This window comes from Heliomarina sp., assembly GCF_052826185.1.
Genome location: NZ_JBRBUI010000055.1, coordinates 1 through 19,347, shown reverse-complemented (window position 1 = coordinate 19,347; position 19,347 = coordinate 1). Strand labels below are relative to the sequence as shown.

Sequence of the window (19,347 nt, the reverse complement as noted above, 5' to 3'; positions counted from 1 at the left end):
GGCCCGCCTGCTCCTCACGCCGGGATCGTGTCGCGGAATTCAGCCAGCGCCTGTCCTGTCGCGACAGGTTCGCCATGCTGGTTCTTGACGATGACCTCGAATTGAACCCAATGCCCGCCGTCGGTCGGGTTCTTACGGATCACTTTGGCTTCAGGCGTAATGGTGTCACCAAGTTTAACCGGCTTGATCCAGCGCGTTTCCAGCCGCCGGTGATACCCACCGCGCGGCACCAACCAGTCCGTCAAGGTGCGGGTAATCAACGCGAAATTCTGCATTCCGTGCATGATGACTCCATTGAACGAGGTCCCGCCGAAATCGTTCTTCTCCATCCAGTTCGGGTCAAAATGCAGCGGGTTATAGTCCAGCGATGCGTCGCCGAAATCCTGAATCGTGTCCGTCGTCACCGTAAAGGGACGCCCCTCGACAACATCACCGGTCTGAATCTTCTCGAAGTTTTCTTTTGCGTTCATGATCGTATCTCCTCACACAGGCCGAATGGTTTGGCCCCGGCCTGTGCAGACCACCTGACCGTGCTGGTTGGTAAAAAGGTTCTCATGAACCGCAAAGAGCCGATCTTTCTTGATGAACTTGTCCAGCGCCGTGCCGCGCATGGTGATCGTATCATCAGGTCGGATCGGCGCGTTGTAATACCAATTCTGGCCGGCGTTGATCGTACCGGGTGACCGCATCCAGTCTTTCGATGTCGTGCATGCGAACATCAACAGGATATGGATCGACGGAGGCGCGACGATACCGCCATAAGGCGTCGATTTGGCATATTCTTCGTCGAAATATAGCGGATTGTCCTCGCCAACCTTACGGGCAAAATCCTGGATAATTTTCTTGGTCAGCGTGACAGGCCGGGTCTCGCGCAGCTCACCTGGAACGATCAGATCCCATGTCGCGCGATCGTTCACTTCTTTCCAGAAATCCGTTTCGAAATCTTCGCCCATGACATTCATGCGCTCACCTCCTCCTCACACAACGTGTTTTATATTCAAACACATTGCGTATTATTCAAACAACTGATGTATAACCTGAGCCACGGATCAGCGTCGCGTCAACTCGGCAAATTCGCTCGAAAGCCCGAACCGCTGCATTTGTTTGAATAGAGAACGGAAAGGCCGATGTCAGAGAACGAACCGTCGAACACCTACGCCCAAACTTTTGCACGTGGTTTGAAAGTCATTACCACCTTCGACGAAGGTTCGCGTGTCTTGACCCTCTCGGACGTCGCGGAACGAACAGGCGTCACCCGATCAACGGCACGTCGGTTGCTCCACACGCTGGTCACACTCGGCTATGCGGCCACAGACGGAAAGTATTTTTCCCTTACGCCCAAGATCCTTGATCTTGGTTTTGCCTACCTGTCTTCATCGGAGATCTGGCGCTTTGCCGAGGCGGACATTCAGGCGCTTGCCTCAAGGGTCGGGGAAAGTTCATCCATTTCGGTTCTGGACGGGCATGACATCGTTTACGTACTCCGTGTTCAGACCCACAGAATTCTGAAGAACTCGCTAAATGTGGGCAGCCGGGTGCCCGCACACGCAAATTCCATGGGCCGAATTCAACTTGCGGAACTATCGGAACGGGAGCTTCGACATTACCTCGAAACGGTCCGCCTCGAAGCCTTTACCCCTTGGACGATCACAGAGCCCGATCGCCTGAAAGCGGCCATCCTCAGCGATAGAGACCAAGGCTGGTCCATGGTCTATCGCGAATTAGAAGAAGGCATCGCCGGACTTGCGGTTCCAATACGCGCGGCAAGCGGCCGCGTGATCGCAGCAGCTAACATTTCTCTCGCACCGGTGCGCCTGAAGGAAGCCGGTCGAAAAGCAGAATTGCTCGAAGCGCTAAAAGAAACCGCCGAAAAAATTGAAACGCATCTGCTCGAAGGAAGATCTGAAGTCTAGCCTACAAGGCAATGGCAGTAGCTCTCGAAGGAGAGCAATGGCTTCTTAGACTGTCATGCAAGCGACAAAACCTGTGTTTACCCTCAAGCAAGATGCTATCGCGCAGTACCGAAAGCTCGCTTAAAGATAGCATCGCCAATAAACCGAGTTTGGAGGCAAACCCTTCCTAGAACCGTTTTGGTCCTTACTAGTCGTTCATCCGACGGCCTAGAGAAGCCTGCTTCGCCCCGAAACGAAAGATGTCGCAACGTTCTCGACGTCGTCATAGCCCTTCAGGACGACTCGACAAGTTCGGTCAGCCTTCGACCGAGAGGTGCATCTGGATCGGCCAAGTCAAAGACGATCGTAAGGTGGTTCCTGCCCCTCTCGCTGCGCAGTTCGACCGCATGCGCTTCGCGTTCGAGCAGTGCGTTCAGGGCAACTGCCTGATTCTGGAAAGGTGCGGTCTCGTCCTCGCCGCGGGTGATGATCCGCATTGGGCCAGGCCCGTGCTCTGCCAGAAGCGGCGACCATGCCCTTGCTTCATCTCGGGTCATTTTTGTCTCGTCCTTCAGAAATGACCCAGGGATATCGGAGAGGTCGTAAATCCCGCTGACAAGGAGCAGCCCGCGAAGATCGGGCAGGTTGATCGGCCCTGCATCGCCCGGAGCCTCCGACGCAAGCAGCGACGCGAGATGTGCCCCTGCCGAATGACCGCTCACGGTAAAGCGGGCCGGGTCGGCGCCGATTTCGGGCGCAAGCTTGGCGAGGTGCCGCGCGGCGCTGCGAACCTGCCCGACAATATCGGCTAGCCGGGTCCCCGGCATAAGGTCGTAGCTGATCAGCGCTGCGACCCCGCCCGCGGCGAGCACGGGAGCCGCTACGAGCTTATGCGCCTCCTTGCTCCCCGCGCGCCAGTAGCCGCCGTGGATGAACATGTGCAGCGGTGCGCCAGGCGCCATGTCTGGCGGAAAGACAAGATCGAAGCTCTGCCGTGGCGTCGGCCCATAGCTCAGGTTCCGCTCGACACGCGCGGTGTCGGCTAAGGCGCGGCTGCGCGCCTCAGTCTCTTCCATGATCGCGTCGAAATCAGGGATGAAATCCCGGTTGAGGTAGAGGTCGCGCTCGGCCATTGTGTTCCTTTCAACCCGTCAGAATTCGACGGCGAAGTACTTGGGCTCCATGAACTCGAGGATGCCGGTGACACCGCCCTCGCGTCCAAGGCCACTCTGTTTGGCGCCGCCGAACGGGGCGGCCGGGTCCGACATCAAGCCGCGATTGATGCCGACCATGCCGGTCTCGATCCCGCGCCCAACGTGCATCGCCCGCATGATGTCCCGCGAATAGACATAGGCCGCAAGTCCGTACTCGGTGGCGTTGGCCAAACGAATGGCTTCCTCCTCGGTCTCGAAGCGGTAAATCGCGGCGACTGGGCCGAAGATTTCCTCGTGCGCGAGGGAGGCGTCGGTCGGCACGTTCTCCAACACCGTCGGCGGATAGTAGTAGCCGCTGCTGTCCAGTGGCGCGCCACCGGTTGTGGCCCGCGCGCCGCGATCCTTTGCCTCGGACACCAGCCGGTCGATCTTGTCCACCGCCTTGGTGGTGATCATTGGACCGCACTGGGTGTCGGGGTCGTACCCCGCCCCCAGTTTCAACGCGGCCATACGCTGGGTCAGACCCTCGACGAAGGCATCGTGAATTCCCGATTGCACGTAAAATCTGTTCGCCGCGGTGCAGGCCTCGCCTCCGTTGCGCATCTTGGCGACCATCGCGCCGTCGATTGCCGCAGACAGGTCGGCATCGTCGAAAACCACGAAGGGCGCGTTGCCGCCCAGTTCCATCGAGCAGTTAACGACAGTTTTGGCGGCCTCGGCCAGTAGAGTGCGACCAACCCCGGTGGACCCGGTGAAGGACAGTTTACGCACCCGGGGATCGGCCAGCATCGCTGCAGTGACAGGTCCGGGGTTGGAGGTGGTCAGCACGTTCAGCACGCCCGGCGGCACCCCGGCTTCCGCCCCGAGCCGGACCATGGCGTAGGCGGTCAGCGGGGTTTCCGATGCAGGCTTGAGGATCACGGTGCAGCCGGCAGCCAGTGCAGGGCCGATCTTGCGGGTGGCCATGGCAGCAGGGAAATTCCACGGCGTGATGAGGACAGCGATCCCGATGGGTTCATGATCCACGAGAATATTGTGCGCGCCCGACGGCGTGTGGCGGAATTCGCCGCCGATCCTCGTGGCCTCCTCGGCGTACCAGCGGAAGAACTCGGCGGCATAGGCGACCTCGCCACGAGCGTCGGCCAGCGCCTTGCCGTTCTCGATAGAAATCAGCAGCGCCAGCTCCTCGGCATGGTCCGTCATCAGGGTGAACCAGCGGCGTAGGATTTCGGAGCGCTGGCGGGGCGGCGTACGGCGCCAGCCGGCGGCTGCGGCTTCGGCGGCATCGACTGCTCGCATCGCGTCCTCAATGCTGGCATCGGGCACCTCGGCCAGGGTTTTTCCGGTCGAGGGATCGGTCACTGGAATGCCGGTCCCGGCCTCCCACTTTCCGCCAATATAGAGACCTTCGGCGTGGAGCGCAGGGTCGGCGTAGCCGGTGAAAGCGGTGTCGAGTGTCATTTCAAAGTCTCCCTCAATTGGTTTCAAGCACGGCGAGCTCGCCGTAGAAAGCAGCACCGACAAGTCTACGCATGTCTTCGGGCGGTAACGGTCGAGGGTTATTCTGGATCAGCCGGGCAATGCCGCACGATTGCTCGGCGACCCAGTAGATCTTTTCCTCGGCCAGTCCAAGGTCCCGGAGCGTGTGGGGGATGCCAATACGCCCGAAGAGCGCAGCCATAGCAGGAATGACCTCGGCGCTGGATTTCAGGCCGATGGTTCTGGCGATCTGGTCGAGCTCCGCTCCGATCTCGGGCGCGTTCCAAGCCATGACATAGGGCATAAGGCAGGCCACCCCTGCCCCGTGCGCCGTATTGGTCAGCGCGCCGACCGGGTACTGGATCGCATGGGCGGCAGCAGTGCCCGCGACCCCGAAGGCAAGACCTGCCAACGTCGCACCCATCATCACCTTCGCACGCGCCTCTGCATTGGCGCCGTCTGTAAAGGCGGCCTCCAGCCCCTCCCAGATGAGACCTATGGCGCGTAGTGCGAAATGGTCCGACGTGGCGTTCTTGCCGACAAAGACCCGCTCTTGCGCCAAGCCCGGCGTGGGCGCGCGTCGGATCGCCGTAAAGGCCTCGATTGCGTGGGTCAGCGCATCGGCCCCCGCGATAGCGGTGAGCGAGGGCGGGCAGGTCAGCGTTAGGTCCGGATCGCAGATCGAGACAGTGGGAATGATGTGGGGAGAGGAGATGCCGACCTTGAGTTGGCGTTCACTGTCCGACAGTACCGCCACTGGGGTTACCTCCGACCCGGTTCCCGCGGTCGTCGGCACCGCGATAAGCGGCATGACCGGCCCCGGTACCATGAACTCCCCATAGTAGTCCTGCGGTGTGCCACCGTAGGTTAGCAGAACCGCCACGCATTTCGCCATGTCGAGGCAGGATCCGCCGCCGACCCCGATCACCAGATCTGGCGCGAAGTCCTGCGCCGCCTTGGCGCTGGCGATGGCGGTCTCGACCGGCACGTCCGGCAAGGTCGAGCCATCGACACGCACCGATAGCCCCTCAGCCTCGAGCTGCGCGACCATTGCCCGGAACTCCGCGTCGTCCGCCAGCCGTTCGTCGGTCACCACCAGCGCCCGCTTGCCAAGTTTCACCGCGACCTTGCCGAGGGCGTTGCGCTGGCCGCTTCCGAAGATCAATTCTCGCGGGGCTCTGATCGTGCCGAAAAGGGTCATATCGTCTCCTGTCATATGGTCTCAGCCCTCAGCGAGGGCACGGATTTCGTAGTAGAGCGGGTCGGGCAGATCGATGCCATGGGCCAGAGCCTTTGCCCGGCGGGCCCGCATCCCGTCGCCGGGTACGGCCACCGGGTTGGCCTGGTCTGCGGGCCGCGACGCGCGCAGACGGTCGAGGTAAGCGGCCAGCGCGACGGCGTTGCCTTCCCCGGCGGCGGGGTCGATCAGGATGAGGATGTCGCCCTTGTTGGCAATAGCAGTTGAATCAAGCGTGCCGCCTACCTCGGGCGCGAAGGCTGAACCGGCCAATCCGGCGACGAGGAGTTCCACGGCGAGGCCGAGGCCATACCCTTTCGCATCGCCGAACGGTGCGATAGCCCCGCCTTTCGCCGATTCGGGATCGGTGGTCCGACGGCCGTGAGCATCGACGGCCCAATCTTCCGGAATGGCGGTGCCGGTCAGCGCGTAGTGATGGATTTTGCCCATCGAAACGCGGCTGGTCGCCAAATCGAGGATGTAGGGTTTAGACCCGGTTGGGATTCCGATGGCGATCGGGTTCGTGCCCAGCATCGCCTCGGTCCCGCCAAAGGGATGAACGAGCGCCTCGCTGGTGGTCAGGACGATGCCAATCAGGTTTCGATTGGCGGCGGCCTCAGCGTAATAGGCCAACATACCGATGTGGTTGGCGTTTCGGATTGCGGCGACAGCGATTCCCTGCGCAGGCGCCAGTTCGGCCAGCTCCTCCAGTGTCTGCATCATTACAACCGGGCCGAGCCCGCGTTGCCCGTCCACGATCAAGAAGCCGGGTCCGGATTTCCGAGAAGCGCCCGACGCAATGGGATCGGCAACGCCGGCGACGAGGCGCTCGGCGATTCGCGGCAACCGTTGAAGCCCATGGGAAGGTAGCCCCCTCAGCTCGGCCTCGATCAACAGGTCCGCTTGTACGCGCGCATTTTCAGGTGATACCGCCCTTGCAAGCAGCGTTCTTTCCGAAAGTCCCCGTAGATTTTCGGCCGAAACCAGCAAACGCCAAACCTCCCTGAATCAAATCGTATATGATATTGTATTTGACATTCGATATCCTATCAGTGTTAGGATCATGCTTGTCAAGAACGCTGAACTGGGAGGAATGATGGCTGTATCGACGGATCGTGACCCGAAAGGGTTCGTGCGGCCTTCCAGCATTGCCGAGAGCATCCACGAGCGGATTTATGAGCGCATCATGTCGCTTGAAATTCCGCCCGGGGCCCGCATTCCAATCGATGGGCTGGCTCGCGAACTCAATGTGTCGCAGACCCCGGTGCGTGAAGCCCTGACCCGCCTCGAACGCGAGGGTCTGGTCCGCAAGGCGCATCTGATCGGCTATTCTGCCTCGCCCCAGCTGACACGCAAGGAATTCGACGACCTCTACAAGTTCCGGCTGTTGCTCGAGCCCGAGAGCGCCCGGCAAGCCTGCCTCAAGCTGACGCCGGACACGCTCGCCCGGATCGAGAGCGCCGCGGCGGACATGGAAAAGGGCGGCCCCCCGGTTGACCGTAACAGCCGGTATTCGCGCTTTGCACGGGCGGATGCGCATTTCCATGACGAGATTCTGCGGGTAGCGGATAATGAGTTTGTCAGGCAGGCGCTGAATGACCAGCATATCCACCTGCATATCTTTCGCCTCATGTTCCACAGCCGCGTCACACAGGAGGCGCTTGAAGAGCACGATCGCCTGCTTTCCGCCTTTAGGAGAGCGGACGCGGATTCTGCCTATGAGGCCATGAAAGAACACATTGAACGGTCCCGTGACCGGCTTGCGGCGGCCTTCGAATGATTTCCCGATTGCCCGAGACTTCGGATGCCGAAAACGCGCCCACGCCGCCGGTGCTCCACGCCGAGGCCCTCTCCAAGGCCTACGGCCCGATCACCGTGCTGAGCGACGTTACACTCGACATACGCGCAGGCGAGGTCCATGCAATTATCGGCGAGAACGGGGCCGGCAAGTCGACGTTGATGAAGCTGTTGTCCGGCCACGCCGCGCCGACCAGCGGCACGATGGCCATGGCTGGTGAACGGTTCGCCTTTGCAGATGCTGTACAGGCCGAAGATGCGGGCATCGTTCTAGTACATCAGGAAATCCTGCTCGCGCCCGATCTTACTGTGGCGCAGAACCTTTTTCTGGGGCGCGAACTGTCGCGCTTTTTCAGCGTAGACGACCGGAAGATGAATCGGCGCTCTGCCGAGGTGCTGGAACGCGTCGGCTCAACGGCGCGTCCCTCGTCGCGAGTGGGCGACCTGCCCCTTGCTCAGAGGCAGTTGGTTCAGATCGCCCGTGCCCTTCTCGACGACCGAAAGGTTATCATTCTGGACGAACCTACCGCGATGCTCGCCAATGACGAGGTCGACGCGCTATTGGACATCGTTCGGAACCTGCGCGCGCAGGGCGTTGCCGTGCTCTACATCTCCCACCGTCTTGAAGAGGTTGAGACGTTGGCCGACCGTGTCACCGTATTGCGCGACGGAAAGATGATCGGAACTTGGCCGGCGACGGAGCTTGATCAGCGCCAGATGGCGGAATTGATGGTTGGGCGCGAGTTATCGATGCTCTACCCGCCGAAACGCGGTCTATCTGCCGCCGATCCAGTACTCACTGTCGAGGATCTTTCAGTTGATCATGGCAAGACCATTGGGTCTTTTACTGTCCGCCCGGGCGAAGTGCTTGGAATTGGCGGCATGATCGGGGCCGGCCGCACCGAACTTATCGAGGGTCTGATGGGATTACGACGGGCACAGGCGGGCTCCATCATTCTTAACGGCAAGAATGTCACGCTACCTGACGTCGGCACCATGATGGGCGCGGGACTTGTTTATCTAACTGAGGACCGCAAGGGAAAGGGCCTGCTGCTCAACGAGGGGCTGGGCCCGAACCTGACGCTTCAGGCACTCGACATCCTCAATCCGAATCTTCGCCTCGATCGTCGAAAAGAAACCGGTACGGTCAGGCGCGCGGTGCAGGACTACGACATTCGCGTTCGCACCCTGTCGGTCGAGGCCGGACAGCTTTCGGGCGGCAACCAGCAAAAGCTGCTGCTGGCCAAGGTGATGATGGCCGATCCCTCGGTCGTCATTATCGACGAGCCAACGCGCGGCATCGATATCGGCAACAAGAGCCAGATCTACAGTTTCATCGACGATCTCGTCCGGGCGGGGAAGGCCTGCGTCGTGATTTCGTCGGAACTTCCCGAACTTGTCGGCCTGTCCGACCGCGTGTTGGTGATGCGCGGCGGGCGCTTCGTCGCCGAACTGACGGGCGAGGACATCACGGAACAGAACATTGTCTATGCCGCCGCAAGCAGCGGCAACGACACCGAGGGGAGGAAACGCGCATGAGCAGTGCCGAAATCGCAGCCATTCCGGAAAACGAAGGCTTCAAGATCCGCTGGGGCGACTTTGCCCCTTTCATTGCGCTGGCGCTCATCATCCTGCTGGGCGCACTGATCAATTCCAACTTCATGTCGACGAACAATATCCTGAACGTCATCACGCGCAGCGCCTTTATCGCGATCATTGGCGTCGGTGCCACGTTTGTGATCGCGACCGGTGGGCTTGACCTTTCGATAGGGTCTATGATGGCCTTTGTCGTCGGTATCATGATCATGGCGATGAATGCGCTAGCCCCATCGCTGGGCGCATGGGCAATCCCGGTAGGCGCGCTGGTCGCACTGGTGGTGGGCTCGCTGTGCGGCCTTTTGAACGGGCTCATTATCACGGTGGGGCGGATCGAGCCCTTTATCGTCACCTTGGGCACCATGGGCATTTTCCGCGCGCTTATCACCTATATGACCGATGGCGGCTCGCTTTCGATCGACCGGAGCCTGCGAAGCGCCTATCGCCCGGTATACTTCGGTGACTTTCTTGGCATCCCGTACCCGGTGATCATCACGCTGGTCATTGCCTCGCTTGGGGCCTTTATCCTGTATCGGACAAAGTATGGTCGTCGGGTTACCGCCGTTGGGTCCAATTCTGACGTTGCCCGTTTCTCGGGTGTTCATGTCGGGCGTGTCCGCACCATGGCATTTGTCATCCAGGGATTTTGTGTTGCCGTGGCCGCGATCTGCTACGTGCCGCGCCTCGGCGCCGCGACGCCCACCACCGGGCAGCTCTGGGAGCTTCAGGTTATCACGGCGGTCGTCATCGGCGGCACGCTATTGCGCGGCGGCAAGGCCCATATCTGGGGAACGGTCGCCGGTGCACTCATTCTCGAGGTCATCGCCAATGTCATGGTCCTATCGGACATGGTGTCGGAATACCTCGTGGCCGCGGTCCAGGGAACGATAATCATTATCGCCATGCTGGCTCACCGCTTTACAGGCCCCCGCTAAAAAAGGCGGGCGCCAAATCATCCCAATGGAGGAGGGGAAAATGAGGAAATTGACCAAAGGAGCGGCGCTTTTGTCGGCCACCATCGTTGCCGGTGCGCTGACCGGTGCCATGGCCCACGCCCAGGATAAAGAGTTCACCATCGCGGTGTCCATTCCTGCTGCGACCCACGGCTGGACCGGCGGCGTCGTCTATCATGCGCAGGAGGCCGAGAAGCAGCTAGAGGCCGCGTTCCCGAACATCGACGTTATCGTCTCGACCGCGTCCTCCGCTACGGCGCAGGTCTCCTCGCTTGAGGATCTGTCGGCGACGAATGATCTCGACGCACTGGTGATCCTGCCCTTCACCTCGGAAGAGCTGACCGGCCCGGTCGAGCAGGTCGCCTCCAACGGCACATTTATCACGGTGGTTGACCGGGGCCTTTCGGACCCGTCGATCCAGGATCTCTACGTCGCTGGAGACAACATCGCAGTGGGAGCAAATACCGCCGACTGGCTGGTGGACAAGCTCGGCGGCGAGGGCGAAATTGTCGTGCTACGTGGCATTCCGACGGTGATCGATGACGAACGCATCAAGGGATTTCAGGACGTCATCGACCAGTCGGACATCAAGATCCTCGATATCCAGTATGCCAACTGGAACCAGGACGAGGCCTTTACCCTGATGCAGGACTATCTTGGTAAATATCCGAAGATCGACGCTGTTTGGGCCAATGACGACGACATGCTGCTCGGCGTGCTCGAGGCCGTCGATCAGGCGGGCCGCACGGACATCAAATATGCACTTGGCGGCAATGGCATGAAGCAGGTGATCGAAATGGTGAAGGCGGGTGACGAACGCACACCGATCTCGACACCCTACGCGCCGTCGATGATCGCCTCGGCCATGTACATGACCGCAGCGCAGTTCGCGGGCCAAGCACCGATGCGGGGATCTTTCAAGCTGGACGCGCCGCTAATCACCCCAGAGAACGCGGATCAGTTCTACTTCCCCGATTCCCCGTTCTGAACCCATTTCCCTGCCCGGCCTTTCCAGCGGCCGGGCGTTTCCACACATTAATCCAGGAGGCCCAGATGAGCGGCAAGAAAATCCTCATGCTCTGCGGTGAATTCACCGAAGAGTACGAAATCTACGTCTACCAGCAAGGCATGGAGGCCGTCGGCCACACCGTACATGTGGTCTGCCCCGACAAGAACGCAGGCGACATGATCGCCACCTCGCTGCACGATTTCGAGGGACACCAGACATATACGGAAAAGCCGGGCCATAATGCCGAGATAAACAAGACCTTTTCCGAAGCAGAAGCCGAGCTCGACAGCTATGACGCGGTCTACGCGGCCGGCGGTCGAGGCCCGGAATACATCCGCACTGATCCCCGCATCCAAGCGATCGTCAAACATTTCCACGACACCGGCAAACCAATCTTCACCATCTGCCATGGCGTACAGATCCTGATGGCGGTGCCCGGTGTGTTGAAGGGCAAAACCGTTGCTGGCCTCGGCGCATGTGCCCCAGAGGTTAGGGCCGTAGGCGGCACTTACTATGATGCGGATCCCAAGGAAGCCTATGTCGACGGCACCATGGTTTCGGCCAAGGGCTGGACCGCCCTAGCTGCCTTCATGCGGGAATGTCTGAAAGTGCTGGGCACAGAAATCCGGCACAGTTGAGCGACACTTGCATTTGCTGGCGGAGCGTCGTGCCTCAAAGATCCCTCGCCAGCAAATGAGGCGCAGAAGCGATGCAAGCCGTTTCGGCCGCGAAAACGAACGCGGCTAACTCTCATTTTCGAACCGGCAATTCATCACGTAAGCGGCGAATGTCTTGTTCTCGCCCATATAATCCAAATGTCTCTTCCGAATATTTGGATACCAGCGTCATTTCGACCGAACGACACCGACATAAAAACGATCTTTCATGCAAGGATCAGGACCCATTAATTTCCGCTTGGATGCGTGTTTCACGGTTCAATAACCGGGCAGTGACAATGTCTGGTCTCTCCTGGCTGACGGATGTGCAGCCGGCGCGCCTTGAGCTCTACTTGCTGAAATCGCACGGCAAGTCTCGAGTAGCTGATTGGCGGGTGTTGAGCGGGATTATCTTCACTAATTACGATAGCGCGATGCGCCTGCAAACTATTGGCTGCACAAGACGCTCTGCAATCGCTGGAAGAGGTAAAATAATTAGGTCCTCTTCAGTCGTATAATGGTGGGTTTGGGCCCGTATCTACTGCCTCATGTCATGGCGAAGCTGCACAAAACGTATCCCGCATTGAAGGGGACCGCGCGCGATGCGACCCCATCCGTTCTTCAGGACGAACTGCTGAGCGGAGAGCAGGACCTGATCCTGACGCAGCTTCCATTGCAATCGACGGATACAGAGGGAATGCGGTTGTTTAGTGAGCCCCTGAAGTTGGTGATTGCGCGGGGGATCGTTCGCGGTCATTCGAAACATGGCGGATGTCACTAGAAGCTGGTCAGAGAGACACCCGCTGCTCACGTCGTCTTGCAGTGATCACTATGGCGTGTCTGTTTCCACCCTATGCTTAAAAAAACTCCTTCTGCCCTTAGAATTAGACCAAAGGCCAAAGTTCATGCTCCGGGAGACGTCGAAATAGATCCTCTGTTCAGCCACTATCGCAGCCTGCGAGAAAAGGTTTTCTATAACTTTGAGCGAATTAAACAAGGTTCTGTTTGTTCAACACCATAAGCCCATGGAAGACATTACTGCAATTGCTCAGCAAGACTGTCTGCGTCACCGCAGCGGTTATTTGATCCACCTTTGGGTCTCTCAATTTAGCCCACAGAATTCATACAATCTCGGTGGGCTAAATTGAGAGACAAACAGTAAGCGTCTTTCTACAACCAAGCTTACTTTTCGGACCGTTCCGCTTAGAACGCACGCCGCTCTTCGAGATCCAGCCGCATCGTGACCATATTTTGGCGACGAGATAGTTCTTCGTAACCGGCCGAGAGATAGGCGTTGAAGGCGGGCGTGTTACCGCGGTCCACCTTCAAGGTCAGGGTCAATGCACCGAGTTCCAGTGCCGCCTGCTCCACTCGCCTCGTTAACTCCTGAGCGGCACCTCCGCGCGCCTCTTCGGCGAGAAAGACATAGCTAAGGTGCCGGACTTCCGGCCCAATGCCCACCCGAAGGGCGAAGAAACCGACGTTGCGCCCGTCGATATCTTGCAGGTAGAACGAGACATCCTCAAGGTCTCCAAGCCACTTCCTATGCCACTCCATCTCATCGAAGGGCACTTTCGCATTGGGGTTCAGCAGTGGGATTTCAGCGTCCGGCAGCATCAATGCCAATGGGGTCAGATCGCGGTCACGGTTTCTAACCAGAGTTAGGTTCATAGGTCCTTCCTTCGGCTGGGCCCGACACAAACGCGTCGGGCGTTCATCAAGAAAGTCGTCCGGCTGCCATAGAAACCCCGTTCCGGTCAACCGATAGAGCAATCGGCCCTGAGTTGATCCTTGCTCACTGCGCAACGAGTTTTTGGTGTGAGCCGAGACCCGTTAGGAATACACCGTACCGCCAAGGTCAGCCAAGCGAGACGAACTGATCGTTCGGTCAGTAGGCTTGAATTTTTTGTTTCGTCTCAAACCGCTGAAAACGTCTTCACTCCAATGCAAGTGTGCTATATATCAGAGATGCACAAATCAGTCCGCCATAAAACTATCCTTACAGGTGTCGACGCGATCTCGATCAGTTCGGACCGAACATTTCCGCGTCATTCACATGATGAGTTCGGCTTTGGCTATATCGTTGATGGGGCTCAGGATAGCTGGAGCGGCCGTGGCCTTGTCGAGGCGGAAGCAGGTGACACGATAACGGTCAATCCAGGAGAACTTCATGACGGTGTCGGCCGAAAAGGATATCCACGCGACTGGCGGATGCTGTTTCTGTCTCCGGCGGCAATTCGGGACTACATTAACAAGCCCGTCGGCAGTGCTGAATTTTCCCGTCCGGTTCTTCGGTCTAGGCAGGCATTGAAGCAGTCTGCAGGAGCATTCTCGGCTCTGACACAAGATCAGCCTGACGCGAACCACGCCGAGCAGCTTTTGATGCTGGCTTTGCACACCCAGCTCGATTCCAACCCATTAACCGGCAGGGACACCCGGCGCACTCCCGAGGTCCGGACGGTTATGGACATGATCTTCCAATGCTGGGATTCCTGCCTCTCCTTGGCCGACTTCGCGATCGCGACGAATTCCAGCCGCTACCAGATCTTGCGCCGGTTCTCGCGCGAGGTAGGAACGACGCCACATGCATATCTGACCCAGCACCGCATCAAGCGCGCCAAGGAAATGATCGTTGCGGGTTCTCCTCTGGCCGAGACGGCCTTGGCCTGCGGGTTTTCGGACCAGAGCCATCTGACGCGCGCTTTCTCCCGGCAACTAGGACTGACTCCCGGTTGCTTCGTTCGGAAGGTCGGCTAACCCGTCTGCAATATCTTTCAATCTCTGCGCGCGCCGAACGGCTATCGTCCTGTAAAAGGATCAGATACCAATGCCGCTTCTCCATTCACATTACGTGCAACAGACGTTCAGGGGGAGAGCGATAGGTCTCCTGACAATTGGAGGCATCGAGACGGAGCCAAAGGTCACTGAGGCCGTCGACCCACTGACTTCACCTGCACTGCAGCGTCTAGAAACCGAAGGCGCTTTCCCAGAAATCCGATCCTGTCGGCGCGCCTATTCCACGATGGCCTTAAAGCCGACGCGGTCTCGATGTGCCTCCGAAGCCCTCCTTCGCCGGCTGCGTCCGGAAGGCACGCGGACCTCGCTGGATCCTCTCTTCGACCCATGCAATGTCGCCTTGGTGGCCTATGACCTTCATGTTTCAGTCTGCGACTTCGAAAATTTCGCCGAAGATCTTACAGTGCACCGGGCGATGGTGCGGGACGTATACCTGACCTTCACTCGCGATGTCGAAGCACCGGACATCAGCGAGGTGATCTTTGCCGATGACGCTGGAACCGCCCATGCCTGTCGACTGCCTAATCGCCAAAGCCGGAAGTCAGCTGTCTCGCCGGAGACGACGCAGGAGCTAAGCGTCATCGAGCCGCTAAATCACGGCTGCAGTGCTGATATTCAGCGGATCCTAGAGGAGCTCGCGAGGAAGACCTCAGATACCTCGTTCCTTTCAAGTAACGACATGGGGAAACATCATGTGGATTGAGTTCCTCGTAACCTCTTTCGTCGTCGTCGTCGCACCGGGTACCGGCGTCATCTACACGATCGGCGTCGGGATGTCGCGTGGTGTCAGTGCCAGCGTCGCCGCGGCTGCGGGGTGCACCTGCGGGATTATTCCGGCAATGGCTGCGGCCATCGCTGGCCTTGCGGCCGTTTTGCACGCGAGCGCGGTGGCTTTCCAAGCGATCAAATGGGCCGGCATCCTCTACCTTTTGTATCTGGCTTGGTCAGTCTTGCGGGACAAGGGCTCGGTCAACTTTGACACGAAGTCCGAACCGGGATCGCTGCGCAAGGTGGCAATGACCGGGTTCCTGATCAACATTCTGAACCCCAAGCTGTCGATTTTCTTCCTGGCTTTCCTGCCGCAATTCGTACCGGCGGAGACTTTGCACCCTCTGGCTCACATGCTTCTGTTGAGTGGGATATTCATGGCAATGACCTTTGCAATTTTTATCCTCTACGGTGGCTTCGCTGCAAAAATCCGGTCCCGGGTAGAAGGCACACCTTCCATCCTCGCATGGATGAAGCGCGGGTTCTCAATGGCGTTTCTGATGCTTGCGGCCAAACTGGCATTTGAAACCGATTGACCCCCGAGCGCTAATACCGCCGGAAAGGTTTCGATTAGTCATGGCGAAAATCAATAACGCTGCCGAAAGTGATAGGGGCACCCCACCGGAGAAACTGCAGTGTGCATGGTTTTCGAACACACATCCTTATCGGCAAGGAAAACGTCCGAAGCTCGATACGCTCTCCTTTGGCACCTCCCGGGCAATTCATAAGACAACAGTAAAAAGATCCTCGCTCTGGTCTGCTTCGAGTAACGCGCCAAAGGCGCGCATTACCAGATCCTCATTTCGCTATCGCAACGGGAATGTCGCACTGAAGATACGGTTGACCGCAAGCAGTCGTTCGCCACCGAAACAGGCTTTCCGATTAAGCAGAACATCGGAACTTGCAAACGTCAATGATCACAAAATCCGAAAACTATCTATACTAGTGCGATATAATTCGCGAGATCGAGTTTCCTGGATGAGACCGGCAGACGTTATTAAAATGGATAGATCAATGCTCGCAGGACACTACCATAAATGATCACCTCCCTCGGGGAATGATCTGATCGAACGCGCTGAGAACCTTCAGATATTCCGGATCATGATTCCAAGATGGAAGCCCCTCAATTAAGGTCTCCGTCGACAAATTAGGATGTGCCGCTAGCCATTTTCTGCCGGCCGCTATGGCACGGTCATGCTCGCCCATGAGCCAGAGAGTTCCAAATAGCATTCGATAGGCCCAATGTGCTTTAGGTGCCGCACGCAATCCTTTCTCAATCAACGCGACCGCCTCTTCAAAGCGGCCTTGTGTTCGAACAGCTGCGGATCGACCAAATTCAATGTTAAACAGGAATGGATCAAGCGGACTCAACTCCTCTGCCCTGTCGAAATGTGCAAGTCCTTCCTCGGCTCGCCCAAGGTAAACCGCCACCCACCCCAGCCTTAGCCACGCCCAGGCATTGTTGGGGTCAAGTTCCAAAGCGCGCCGGGCCAAATCTTCGGAAGTCGGAAAATCTTTGAGAGCCAGTGCAGCAGCAGCGCTAAGTGCCGTCACGGTTGCGGAATGATCCTGTGCCCTCGGCAGCGCCCGATCAAACGCTGCTCGACTTGCCGCCCGTGCCTTGTCCGTGGGCAGTGACCAAAGATAGCAGCATTCGTGTGCATGACACCATGCTTTCATAGCCAAGGCATGAGCCGAGTCCGGATCCTTCTCCAAGGCACGATCCAAGAACTCAATGGCACGACGATTTTCCGCTGGGTCGTGAACCCAGAAATGCGGCATCGCGGTCAGAACAAGGTCATAGGCGCTTCGGACCTCGGGCGGATGCCCTCTTGCACGCAAAATCTCGGCCGCACGCAGATTGGGAGAAAGTTGCCCTGCCACATGCGCCGCAATCCGATCTTGTAAATCGAAAAGATCATCCATGCGATCGTCGAACCGACGTGACCAGCGCGTGCGCCCGTCTGCACCACTGACCAACTGGACCGAGATCCGTACCCGTTCACCCGCCCGCTGTACCGAGCCTTCCAGCAAGTATTCGGTGCCGAGCTTTTTTGCGATCTCAGGTATCGGTAAATTCTGGCCGCGCAGCATAAACGCCGATTGCCGGGCAATGACATCGAAATCCCGGCTCCTGCCAAGCGCGCCGGTAATCTCTTCAACGATCCCGTCGGCAAACATGTCTGCCTCGCTTGCGCCAATCTCGTCAAAAGGCAAAACCGCCAAAGCGGGCCGCTCATCTCGCCTTGCCGTCAATGGTGCTGCCGCGACCGCGTCCGCTTGTCGGCGTTCACGCAACCAGTCTTCGAACCCTTCAGAAGCGAGGTCGAAACCTTCCAGAAAAGTTTCGGCGCCCCTTCGAACCTCGAACTGTTCTATGTCCATCCAGACGCAACGGCGGTCAGCCTTTATTGCTTCCCTGAGCGATTTTCGAAGCACTGAAAGTTCTTGCCGAAGTGATGCGCGCGCTTGCGCTTCGCTGCGATCCGACCACAGCAAATCGGCAATCGCTCCGCGTTCTGCGCGCATACCGGGCTGACAAGCAAGAAATGCCAACAAGCCCTGCGCCCGACGACTTAATCCAGGAATTGCCGCGCCGTCGCGCTCGGCTCGGAAAGGACCGGATAGATGCAAGACGACATGCGGCATTGAGTATCCGACAGGTTCCAAATGAGATTTTTACGCCGAACAACGCTGATTTTACGAAACTATTGCACTTTTTGGACGGCGGCACAGCCCCGAAATTGCGCTGCTCTGACGGCGGCTGGTCACAATGGACTTATCTTAACTTCGATATGGAGACTTCCAATGCATCAGTTGCTTTCCCTCCCACGCAATGCAGTTAACCGGTCCCTCTCAGCTTTTTTCCGTACAATTGGGAGTAACGGCTGGGTTGAAGTTGAAACCGACCGCCTGGACGGACTCTCACGTGAACGCCTGGAAGACATGGGGATTCCTCCCCGCACAGAAGCGAATATGCGCCACAGCGGCCAAACAGGAAGTATTCCTCAAGCCTCACTGTGGTGAAAGGATGACACGCTCCCAATGAACGAAACCAGAATGCAGTCGTTCACCTGTGGCAATTGCTACGGCTCCAGAAGAACGGCTGCAATTCTGAAGGTTTAAAAAAGATGACGGGCTGCGGCGTTCCGCACCGCCTTTGCCCTTACCAAACTGATTGGTCCCGTTGTTCTGTTCAATCATGCAAAACCAGTCGCCGAGAAGTCAGAAACAACAAGAAGATTAGATACTTATCCCAATAGGAGGCGTTCTTATGCCCTCAATCGATATTCACGTCCTAGATGGTGTTTTCTCCAAGGAAGAGAAAGCTGACATCATCTTGCGAGTGACCGATGCCTTCGGCCATATAGCTGGCGAAACAATTAAATCTGGGACATCCGTGCGAATACATGAAGTGAGCAGTGGTGCATGGGGCTATGGCGGTGAATTGCTGACGACCGCCGCCGCCCGAAGTATGAGAGACCGCGGCTAACCGCAATCATCGTTCTGCGGGGCAGTTGGACTGAATAGTCCCGCGTTTGTTAGGCGCCGTCAGTAGTCGTTTTCTGCTGTCGTTCGAAGTCGATGGACGACAGCATTCCGTTGCACGCGTGTTTGAGCTTGGAGTTATAGAACACTTCGATGCAGTCGAAAACGTCCCGCCTGACACCTCGCGAGTTTTGTAGATTCGTCGTCAACCTATCGCGGCCTCGTTCCGGTCTTCTGAGAGTGATGCTCTGTTCATAGGACACAGGACAGCGATACACAGCGAAAAGTTCAAGCGGGATGACGTTCGCACTCACTCACCATAGGTCTGATACGGCATCAGGTTACGACTGACCTGCTCCCCTGAGTGTCCGCGTTCTTTAGTTCGCTCTGTTCAGGTTTTGGTCCTCTACTGACCGTTTGTGATACTCCCACGGAGTGAGCCCGTCGAGGCTCGTGTGGGGGCGGTGAAGGTTTTAGTCAACGCGCCAAGCCGAGATCAGCTCTCGGGCATGGCGCAGATT

19 protein-coding genes and 2 pseudogenes are annotated in these 19,347 nt (G+C 58.1%); 11 read left to right on the top strand and 10 right to left on the bottom strand.

The window, feature by feature from the left end; all coding sequences use genetic code 11:
* Positions 1 to 14: 14 nt before the first annotated feature.
* The gene (locus ACU0FH_RS23020; RefSeq protein WP_446197035.1) at positions 15 to 470 is read right to left on the bottom strand and encodes a MaoC family dehydratase; all 456 of its coding nucleotides are present in this window, start codon (positions 468 to 470) and stop codon (positions 15 to 17) included.
* 12 nt (positions 471 to 482) lie between these two features.
* A complete protein-coding gene (locus ACU0FH_RS23015) occupies positions 483 to 962 on the bottom strand; it encodes a MaoC family dehydratase (RefSeq protein WP_446197034.1) in 480 nt (159 codons plus the stop codon).
* Positions 963 to 1,127: 165 nt separating this feature from the next.
* Here ACU0FH_RS23015 and ACU0FH_RS23010 point away from each other — a divergent pair, with 165 nt between their 5' ends.
* On the top strand, positions 1,128 to 1,913 hold the full coding sequence (locus ACU0FH_RS23010) for an IclR family transcriptional regulator domain-containing protein (RefSeq protein ID WP_446197033.1): 786 nt from the start codon (positions 1,128 to 1,130) through the stop codon (positions 1,911 to 1,913).
* A 272-nt stretch (positions 1,914 to 2,185) separates the two neighbouring features.
* Here ACU0FH_RS23010 and ACU0FH_RS23005 read toward each other — a convergent pair whose 3' ends face one another.
* The 4 genes from ACU0FH_RS23005 to ACU0FH_RS22990 are packed head-to-tail and all read right to left on the bottom strand — an operon-like array spanning position 2,186 to position 6,752.
* A complete protein-coding gene (locus tag ACU0FH_RS23005; RefSeq protein WP_446197032.1) occupies positions 2,186 to 3,025 on the bottom strand; it encodes an alpha/beta hydrolase in 840 nt (279 codons plus the stop codon).
* Positions 3,026 to 3,043: 18 nt separating this feature from the next.
* Positions 3,044 to 4,534 carry an NAD-dependent succinate-semialdehyde dehydrogenase gene (locus ACU0FH_RS23000; protein WP_446197031.1) on the bottom strand — a complete coding sequence of 497 codons (1,491 nt, stop codon included), beginning with the start codon at positions 4,532 to 4,534 and terminating at the stop codon, positions 3,044 to 3,046.
* Entirely contained in the window at positions 4,521 to 5,726 is a 1,206-nt protein-coding gene (locus tag ACU0FH_RS22995) for an iron-containing alcohol dehydrogenase (RefSeq protein WP_446197030.1), read from the bottom strand. The genes ACU0FH_RS23000 and ACU0FH_RS22995 overlap by 14 nt, the downstream gene beginning before the upstream one ends.
* Positions 5,727 to 5,747: 21 nt before the next feature.
* Positions 5,748 to 6,752 carry an Ldh family oxidoreductase gene (locus ACU0FH_RS22990; protein ID WP_446197029.1) on the bottom strand — a complete coding sequence of 335 codons (1,005 nt, stop codon included), beginning with the start codon at positions 6,750 to 6,752 and terminating at the stop codon, positions 5,748 to 5,750.
* 106 nt (positions 6,753 to 6,858) lie between these two features.
* On the opposite strand from ACU0FH_RS22990, the gene ACU0FH_RS22985 reads away from it, so the two are divergent.
* The 6 genes from ACU0FH_RS22985 (at position 6,859) to ACU0FH_RS22960 (ending at position 12,554) form a co-directional block, all read left to right on the top strand.
* Positions 6,859 to 7,542: a GntR family transcriptional regulator gene (locus ACU0FH_RS22985; RefSeq protein ID WP_446197028.1), complete on the top strand. Its 684-nt coding sequence runs from the start codon at positions 6,859 to 6,861 to the stop codon at positions 7,540 to 7,542.
* A complete protein-coding gene (locus ACU0FH_RS22980) occupies positions 7,539 to 9,098 on the top strand; it encodes a sugar ABC transporter ATP-binding protein (protein ID WP_446197027.1) in 1,560 nt (519 codons plus the stop codon). Before ACU0FH_RS22985 ends, ACU0FH_RS22980 begins: the two co-directional genes overlap by 4 nt.
* A complete protein-coding gene (locus tag ACU0FH_RS22975) occupies positions 9,095 to 10,090 on the top strand; it encodes an ABC transporter permease (RefSeq protein WP_446197026.1) in 996 nt (331 codons plus the stop codon). Before ACU0FH_RS22980 ends, ACU0FH_RS22975 begins: the two co-directional genes overlap by 4 nt.
* A 40-nt stretch (positions 10,091 to 10,130) precedes the next feature.
* Complete coding sequence (locus ACU0FH_RS22970; RefSeq protein ID WP_446197025.1) at positions 10,131 to 11,096, top strand: substrate-binding domain-containing protein; 966 nt, start codon at positions 10,131 to 10,133, stop codon at positions 11,094 to 11,096.
* Positions 11,097 to 11,161: 65 nt separating this feature from the next.
* The gene (locus ACU0FH_RS22965) at positions 11,162 to 11,755 is read left to right on the top strand and encodes a DJ-1/PfpI family protein (protein ID WP_446197024.1); all 594 of its coding nucleotides are present in this window, start codon (positions 11,162 to 11,164) and stop codon (positions 11,753 to 11,755) included.
* A 535-nt stretch (positions 11,756 to 12,290) separates the two neighbouring features.
* Positions 12,291 to 12,554 carry a LysR substrate-binding domain-containing protein gene (locus ACU0FH_RS22960; protein WP_446197023.1) on the top strand — a complete coding sequence of 88 codons (264 nt, stop codon included), beginning with the start codon at positions 12,291 to 12,293 and terminating at the stop codon, positions 12,552 to 12,554.
* 422 nt (positions 12,555 to 12,976) lie between these two features.
* Here ACU0FH_RS22960 and ACU0FH_RS22955 read toward each other — a convergent pair whose 3' ends face one another.
* Positions 12,977 to 13,444, bottom strand: a complete 468-nt coding sequence (locus ACU0FH_RS22955; RefSeq protein ID WP_446197022.1) for a GNAT family N-acetyltransferase — start codon at positions 13,442 to 13,444, stop codon at positions 12,977 to 12,979.
* 147 nt (positions 13,445 to 13,591) lie between these two features.
* Here ACU0FH_RS22955 and ACU0FH_RS22950 point away from each other — a divergent pair, with 147 nt between their 5' ends.
* From ACU0FH_RS22950 to ACU0FH_RS22940, 3 genes are all read left to right on the top strand, one after another.
* A complete protein-coding gene (locus tag ACU0FH_RS22950; RefSeq protein ID WP_446197021.1) occupies positions 13,592 to 14,530 on the top strand; it encodes an AraC family transcriptional regulator in 939 nt (312 codons plus the stop codon).
* Positions 14,531 to 14,600: 70 nt separating this feature from the next.
* Positions 14,601 to 15,272, top strand: a complete 672-nt coding sequence (locus ACU0FH_RS22945; protein WP_446197020.1) for a phenylalanine--tRNA ligase beta subunit-related protein — start codon at positions 14,601 to 14,603, stop codon at positions 15,270 to 15,272.
* The gene (locus ACU0FH_RS22940) at positions 15,262 to 15,873 is read left to right on the top strand and encodes a LysE family translocator (protein WP_446197019.1); all 612 of its coding nucleotides are present in this window, start codon (positions 15,262 to 15,264) and stop codon (positions 15,871 to 15,873) included. The genes ACU0FH_RS22945 and ACU0FH_RS22940 overlap by 11 nt, the downstream gene beginning before the upstream one ends.
* Before the next feature lie 505 nt (positions 15,874 to 16,378).
* Here the strand turns inward: ACU0FH_RS22940 and ACU0FH_RS22935 are convergent.
* Positions 16,379 to 17,986 carry a tetratricopeptide repeat protein gene (locus ACU0FH_RS22935; RefSeq protein ID WP_446197018.1) on the bottom strand — a complete coding sequence of 536 codons (1,608 nt, stop codon included), beginning with the start codon at positions 17,984 to 17,986 and terminating at the stop codon, positions 16,379 to 16,381.
* A gap of 625 nt (positions 17,987 to 18,611) precedes the next feature.
* Here ACU0FH_RS22935 and ACU0FH_RS22930 point away from each other — a divergent pair.
* Positions 18,612 to 18,830 carry a tautomerase family protein gene (locus ACU0FH_RS22930; protein ID WP_446197017.1) on the top strand — a complete coding sequence of 73 codons (219 nt, stop codon included), beginning with the start codon at positions 18,612 to 18,614 and terminating at the stop codon, positions 18,828 to 18,830.
* 49 nt (positions 18,831 to 18,879) lie between these two features.
* On the opposite strand, the pseudogene ACU0FH_RS22925 reads toward ACU0FH_RS22930, so the two are convergent.
* Both ACU0FH_RS22925 and ACU0FH_RS22920 read right to left on the bottom strand, forming a co-directional pair.
* Positions 18,880 to 19,031 (bottom strand): annotated as a pseudogene (locus tag ACU0FH_RS22925) (IS3 family transposase); the annotation flags it as partial.
* Between the two features lie 172 nt (positions 19,032 to 19,203).
* A pseudogene (locus tag ACU0FH_RS22920) lies at positions 19,204 to 19,347 on the bottom strand (integrase core domain-containing protein); the annotation flags it as partial.